Source organism: Paenibacillus validus NBRC 15382 (assembly GCF_004000985.1).
In the GTDB taxonomy this organism is placed as follows: Bacteria; Bacillota; Bacilli; order Paenibacillales; family NBRC-103111; genus Paenibacillus_G; species Paenibacillus_G validus.
In genome coordinates this window covers 219,129-225,971 of record NZ_BIMH01000003.1, presented here as the reverse complement: position 1 = coordinate 225,971, position 6,843 = coordinate 219,129, and the positions used below count along the sequence as shown (strand labels likewise).

Annotated in this window: 4 protein-coding genes; all 4 read right to left on the bottom strand. The window is 49.8% G+C overall.

The genetic code is table 11. From position 1 onward, the window contains the following. Positions 1-219: 219 nt before the first annotated feature. Positions 220-1,287, bottom strand: a complete 1,068-nt coding sequence (locus PVA01S_RS04075; protein ID WP_127605371.1) for an HD-GYP domain-containing protein — start codon at positions 1,285-1,287, stop codon at positions 220-222. A 154-nt stretch (positions 1,288-1,441) separates the two neighbouring features. Continuing rightward, positions 1,442-3,958, bottom strand: a complete 2,517-nt coding sequence (gene gyrA, locus PVA01S_RS04070; protein ID WP_127605369.1) for a DNA gyrase subunit A — start codon at positions 3,956-3,958, stop codon at positions 1,442-1,444. Between the two features lie 53 nt (positions 3,959-4,011). Then, positions 4,012-4,872: a polysaccharide deacetylase family protein gene (locus PVA01S_RS04065; protein ID WP_244932890.1), complete on the bottom strand. Its 861-nt coding sequence runs from the start codon at positions 4,870-4,872 to the stop codon at positions 4,012-4,014. 18 nt (positions 4,873-4,890) lie between these two features. Then, on the bottom strand, positions 4,891-6,804 hold the full coding sequence (gene gyrB / locus PVA01S_RS04060; protein ID WP_127605367.1) for a DNA topoisomerase (ATP-hydrolyzing) subunit B: 1,914 nt from the start codon (positions 6,802-6,804) through the stop codon (positions 4,891-4,893). Positions 6,805-6,843 lie beyond the last annotated feature (39 nt).

The window sequence follows — 6,843 nt, the reverse complement described above, 5'->3', positions numbered from 1 at the left end:
AATTCGTCGGCCTTGTTTAGCGGCGACTTCTTTAATATATCACATTTGCCTATTCGATTGCAAGCACTTTTTTTTCGAAACCTGAGAAACAACAGTGCGTTTCAACTAAAAAGTCCTCGCCGCCGAAGCAGCGAAGACTAATATATCATGAACCATTTCCTTAAGTCAAGCATCTTAACCGGACTTTTTTTCATGTCCTTTAGGAAAGCTATACTTTACTTACTTCTGAATAACGTCTTCAATGTACAAGCTGCGCTCGATTGTCAAATTAACAATTTTGCCGTTCACATTCACCCAAGGTCTTGTCGGATGAGACCGGTCAGAAAAGACAATTTCACCGATACGGTTATCGCTCAGCTTCACGAGCGTTCCGTTATGGAACGAGGTTACCTTGGTAATGAACGTCTGAACCATGGCGGGATCCAGCTTGCCAAAAGCTTCATTCTGCAGCTGTTCCAGAACCAGGTAAGGGGATATGCCTTTTTTGTGAAACCGGTCGGTCGTCATGGCATGGAACATATCCGTAACGGCAACAAGCTTCGAGTAACTGTGAATCTTGTCACCGCGTATGGCGAGCGGATAGCCGGAACCGTCCTCGCGCTCGTGATGCTGTAAAGCGCAAAGCTTCACCCCTTCGTTAATCGCAGGAACGGTCTTGAGAAGATTGTATCCGATGATCGTATGTTTTTTTATTTCTTCGGATTCATCATTGTTCAATTTCATTGGCTTAAACAAAATTCCGTCATCGACCTTGGCCGTTCCGATATCATGCAGCAATCCGCCCAAAGCGACGGGCATCAGATCTTTGGCCTGCATTCCGGCCCACTTGGCTAAAGAGTAAGACGTCAAGCTGACCATAATGCTGTTGTGAAGAATGAAATCACGCAATTGAAACGATTTGGGACTAAAGGTCAAAATGTTGTAGGAATCGATATGTTTAATAAGACCCTCCAACGTCGTCCGGATCTCCAGAATCGGCAGATTTTGCCCGCCAGCGTTGGCCACTTTAAAAACACGGCGAAGCAGCTGCAGCATCTTATCGTAGTTCTCATAGAACGGCAAAATGCTGTTATTCGATTCTTCCGCGAACGGATCTTCGCCCATGCTTTCGATTTCCGCATGTTTAGGTTCGATTTGTACGGAAGGAATTAAGAACGCTTTTAATATTTCAATATCGCGTTCCGTCACGACTTTGCCCTTGGCAAACAAAACATTATTAAACTTGGTCAGCACATTCTCGCTGATTTTCTCACCGGTTTTAAGCTGAGACACGGGAACTGTCGCCATATTGGATCCCCTCACCTTAATTTCAAGTTGGCTTCATTGGGTTAACCCTTGTATGGAAAAATCATACTTTAGACCCATGTCTGTAATTATAAGCGAAAAAGAATGGGGATGTAAGCCCCCATTCTTTGCAAGAGTAAAAATATAGTGGCAGCGTTTATTCCTCGGCCGTACCTTCCGAACCTGAAGCCGGACCATTTGGCGTTTCTTCGCTAAAGGCGTCGTCTTGATCCTCGTCTTCAGAGACTTCATCGCTCTTATCTACCCGAGCGACGGTCGATACTTCGTCTTCATCGCGAATATTAATCAATCTAACCCCTTGTGTATTGCGACCCATTAATGATATGCCCGCCATGCTGGTACGTATAACGGTTCCCAGCGCGGTAATGATCATGAGGTCCTCCTCATCCTGAACGACCTTCAAACCGACGATAGGGCCGTTCTTCGGCGTTACATTGAGCGTCTTAATCCCTTTACCGCCGCGAGATTGCAGTCGGTACTCGGAAACCGGCGTCCTCTTGCCGTAACCTTTTGAAGTTACGATCAAAACGCTGTTGTCTTCTTGAACGACGTCCATATCGATCACAACGTCGTCTTCGTCGAGCTGGATGCCTTTCACCCCGGTTGCAGATCGTCCCATTGCACGCACTTCTTGTTCCGGAAAGTGAATGGACATGCCTTGCTTCGTACCCAAGATGATCGATTGATTGCCATCCGTCAGACGAACGCCGATCAAATCGTCATCCTCGCGAAGCGTTATTGCTATTAAGCCGACTTTACGAATATTGCCGTAATCGTCGAGCGGGGTCTTCTTCACAAGACCGTTCTTCGTAGCGAAGAACAGGTATTTGTCCGAGTCAAAGCTTTCAACCGGAATTACGGCATTGACCGTCTCGCCCTGTTCGATTTGAATCAGGTTAATAATCGGTGTTCCGCGGGCCGTACGGCTAAGATCCGGAATTTCGTACGCCTTCAACCGGTACACCTTGCCTTTGTCCGTAAAGAACATGAGGTAGTGGTGGGAGTTGGTCACGAACAAATGCTCCACAAAATCATTGTCTTTCGTATCCATCCCGATGACTCCTTTACCTCCTCGACGCTGACTGCGATAGGTGGAAACCGGGAGTCGCTTAATATAACCCGTATGGGTAATGGTAATGACGACATCGGTTTGCGGAATCAAATCCTCATCCTCGATGCTTTCTTCGCCGATCGTAATTTCCGAGCGGCGGTCGTCGCCAAATTTATCTTTGATTTCGTTCAACTCGTTGCTGATGATTTCGAGCACAAGCTTCTCATCGGCCAAAATTGCTTTATACTCGGCAATTTTCTTTAGGAGCTCGGCGTATTCTTCTTCGATTTTCTCGCGCTCCAAACCAGTCAAGCGCTGTAAACGCATATCCAAAATCGCTTGCGCTTGATCGTGGCTCAATCCGAATCGGTTCATCAAGCCTTCGCGCGCTTGATCGGTCGTACGGGAAGCACGAATCAAAGCAATGACTTCGTCCAGATGGTCAAGCGCGATTCGCAGTCCTTCCAGAATATGCGCGCGAGCTTCCGCTTTGCGCAAATCGTATTCCGTCCTGCGGCGAATAACCACTTTCTGGTGCTCGAGATAGTGGAACAACATGTCCCGCAGATTAAGCACTTTCGGTTCGCCGTTAACCAGGGCCAGCATAATAATCCCGAAGTTGGACTGCATCGCGGTTTGTTTGTACAGGTTGTTCAACACGACATTCGGATTGACGTCGCGACGCAGCTCGATCACAATACGCATACCATTGCGGTCAGATTCGTCGCGAAGGTCGGTGATGCCATCGATTTTCTTCTCGCGGACGAGCTCTGCGATTTTCTCGATCAAGCGCGCTTTGTTCACTTGATACGGCAGTTCGTACACGATAATGCGCGCTTTATTGCCCGATTCTTCAATCGTCGCTTTCGCACGCATCGTCACGGATCCGCGACCTGTCGCATACGCTTGACGTATTCCTTCTCGGCCCAGGATGAAGCCGCCGGTAGGGAAGTCCGGTCCTTTGATGGACTGCATCAAATCAAGCGGACTTATATCCGGATTCTCGATCAGCTGCTGTACGCCGTTAATGACTTCAGTCAAATTGTGCGGCGGAATATTAGTGGCCATGCCGACGGCAATTCCGGACAGCCCGTTGACGAGCAGGTTCGGGAAACGGGCCGGCAATACGGCCGGTTCACTCTCTTCGCCGTCGTAGTTGGGAACAAAATCAATCGTCTCTTTATTGATATCGCGCAGAAGCTCCATCGCGATTTTGGACAAACGGGCTTCGGTGTAACGCATAGCCGCCGCTGCGTCGCCGTCAATGGAACCAAAGTTCCCGTGACCGTCGACGAGCATATAACGGAGGGAGAAGTCCTGAGCCATCCGGACCATCGTCTCATATACGGCCGCATCGCCGTGCGGGTGATATTTACCGATGACTTCGCCGACAATCCGCGCCGATTTTTTATACGGCTTGTCAGGCGACATTCCAAGCTCCGACATCGCATACAAAATACGGCGATGAACCGGCTTTAGTCCGTCCCGAACGTCAGGTAACGCCCGGCTGACGATAATGCTCATCGCATAATCCATAAAGGACGTGCGCATCTCAGAGCCGATATCGATTTCTTTAATCTGCGAACGAGGTTCTTCCGACATGTGTACCTCCTACAAATTTTACGGGGCAACCGCTTGGTGATAATGATTTGGTGTCAGGGCGAGGCCCGATAAAGCTTGTGTATAATCATATTATTTAATGAGTTCATCCGAACGTAAGGACTTCCTGCATTGATTCTCGGAATTTGGAACGGGTCGTTCCCCCGTTCGGCCATGCCGCTTTGCGTCGTAAATGCATATTGAATGCCGGCTTGTCGCAATAGCTCGATCGAACGAAGGTTATAGGCCCCGAACGGGTAGGCATAGGCATCGATCGGGCCGTCATTCAACGTGCTCAGCTTGTCCAGGCTGCGCCGCGTATCGCTGACAATTCTGCGCTCGAACTGTTCGTCCGACTCAAAGCCGCCCTCGGCGAGCGGCAGCTTCGTCGTCAACAAAGGCCCGCCGTCCGGCGTACGGCCGTGGAGGCTGTCCGAGTGGCATTCAACTTCGATCTCTTTCATTTCGCTGATCATTCGCCGTATTTGCTCGCGAGAGAGCGTTGGAATTAACGTCCGGTCCGGATGATCCAAATCTTCCGTAATGACAAAATTAACGGCCGGAACGCGCATTTCTTTAAGAATGGGAAAGGCTTTCGTATAAAAGCTCTCATAACCGTCGTCAAAGGTAACCAAGACCGAATTCGGTGGTATGGAGCCCCCCTTCATGAAGGAGCGAAACTCTCTTAGCGTTATGAAATGATATCCTCGATTCCTCAAATCGCGAAGCTGCTCGCGGAACCGTTTGGACGTAATGGTCACATCGCCGCGTTGATCGTCATCGATATGATGATAGGCTAAAACAGCCACCTTATCGGTGTAATAAACTGAGGAACCGCCCGAGTGAACGAACCCGGGCGCCAAGAATAGAACGGACAAGATTGAAATCAGCCACAGCAGGCCATATCTCCTAAGCATAGCCACCACTTATACGAATTAGATGTCCAGATTTTTGACATACTTCGCATGCTGCTGGATAAAATCACGGCGAGGCTCGACGTTGTCGCCCATCAGCGTATCGAACACGACGTCCGCTTCGATAGCATCCTGGATGCTAACCTGCAGCAATGTGCGGCTTTCCGGGTCCATCGTCGTTTCCCACAGCTGGCCCGGATTCATCTCCCCGAGACCTTTATAACGCTGAACGTTAACTTTGGCTCCCTCGCCGAATTCCGCCATAATCATTTCCCGTTGACGATCGTTATAGGCATAACGAATGGTCTTATTGCGCTCCAGCTTGTAGAGCGGCGGTTGAGCGATATAAACGTAACCGGCCTCGATAATTTTCCTCATGTAGCGGTAGAAGAAGGTCAGCAGCAGCGTACGAATGTGCGCGCCGTCGACGTCGGCGTCCGTCATGATGATGATCTTATGGTAACGCGCTTTGGCAATGTCAAAATCGTCACCGATACCCGTGCCGAGCGCTGTTATGATCGCGCGAATTTCGGCATTGGACAAAATTTTATCGAGACGAGACTTCTCTACGTTCAAAATTTTACCGCGAAGCGGCAAAATCGCTTGGAAATGACGGTCGCGGCCCTGCTTGGCGGATCCGCCGGCAGAGTCCCCTTCGACGATATACACTTCGCTGATGGAGGCGTCCTTGGACGAACAATCGGCAAGCTTGCCCGGCAGCGAGCTGACTTCGAGCGCACTCTTCCGCCGCGTAAGTTCACGGGCTTTACGAGCCGCTTCGCGGGCGCGTTGGGCTTGCAGGCCTTTCTCCACGATTTTCTTCGCGATGGCCGGGTTCTCATCCATAAACTCTTGGAATTTCTCAGCGAAAAGGGATTCCACGATCCCCCGAACTTCACTGTTGCCGAGTTTTGTCTTTGTCTGGCCTTCGAACTGCGGCTCCGGAATTTTGACCGAAATAATAGCCGTCAGTCCTTCACGCACATCATCGCCTGACAAATTCGCATCACTTTCTTTAATGGCGTTATTCTTGCGCGCATAGTCGTTGAGAATACGGGTTAAGGCGCTCTTGAAGCCGGATTCATGCGTACCGCCTTCATGTGTATTAATGTTGTTGGCAAACGAATATATATTTTCCGAGTAGCTGTCGTTATACTGCAAAGCGACTTCCACATGGATATTGTCTTTGTCACCCTCGACAAAAATCGGAGGCTGATGGAGCGCTTCCCGTGTACGGTTCAAATATTCGACGAAAGAAATAATCCCGCCTTCGTACTTGAAAGTATGGGAGACGTCCGTACGCTCATCGCGAAGAATAATCTCAATGCCGCGGTTCAAAAATGCGAGTTCGCGAATACGCGATTGCAGCGTATCGAAATCGAACTCTCTTGTTTCGGTGAATATTTCTTCGTCCGGCCAGAACGTAACCTGTGTCCCGCTCTCGCTCGTTTCCCCGATCACTTGCAGATCTTGCTGCGGAACGCCGCGGTGATATTCCTGCTCGTAAATTATGCCTTCGCGTTTAACTTGCACGACGAGCTTCTTGGATAAAGCGTTAACGACCGATACGCCGACGCCGTGCAAACCGCCCGACACCTTATAGCCTTCGCCGCCGAACTTTCCGCCCGCATGAAGCACGGTAAGCACGACCTCCAAGGTCGACCGCTTCATCTTCGGATGTTCGCCGACCGGAATGCCGCGCCCGTTATCGATGACGGTGACGCTGTTGTCTTGATGTACGATAACTTCGATTTTCGTGCAATAGCCGGCCAACGCTTCGTCTATACTATTATCGACGACTTCCCATACCAGATGGTGAAGACCTCGAGCGCTTGTTGACCCGATATACATCCCTGGTCTTTTGCGTACCGCTTCAAGACCTTCAAGCACCTGAATCTGACTCTCATCATAGGCTGTACCCGGATTTACAGACATGCAGACACCCACTTTTCCATGATAAAAAATCTTGAAACT

Excerpts from the sequence above, each read along its gene's own strand:
- PVA01S_RS04075 (WP_127605371.1), bottom strand. The coding sequence starts at position 1,287 with ATGGCGACAGTTCCCGTGTCTCAGCTTAAAACCGGTGAGAAAATCAGC.
- gyrA (WP_127605369.1), bottom strand. The coding sequence starts at position 3,958 with ATGTCGGAAGAACCTCGTTCGCAGATTAAAGAAATCGATATCGGCTCT.
- PVA01S_RS04065 (WP_244932890.1), bottom strand. The coding sequence starts at position 4,872 with ATGCTTAGGAGATATGGCCTGCTGTGGCTGATTTCAATCTTGTCCGTT.
- gyrB (WP_127605367.1), bottom strand. The coding sequence starts at position 6,804 with ATGTCTGTAAATCCGGGTACAGCCTATGATGAGAGTCAGATTCAGGTG.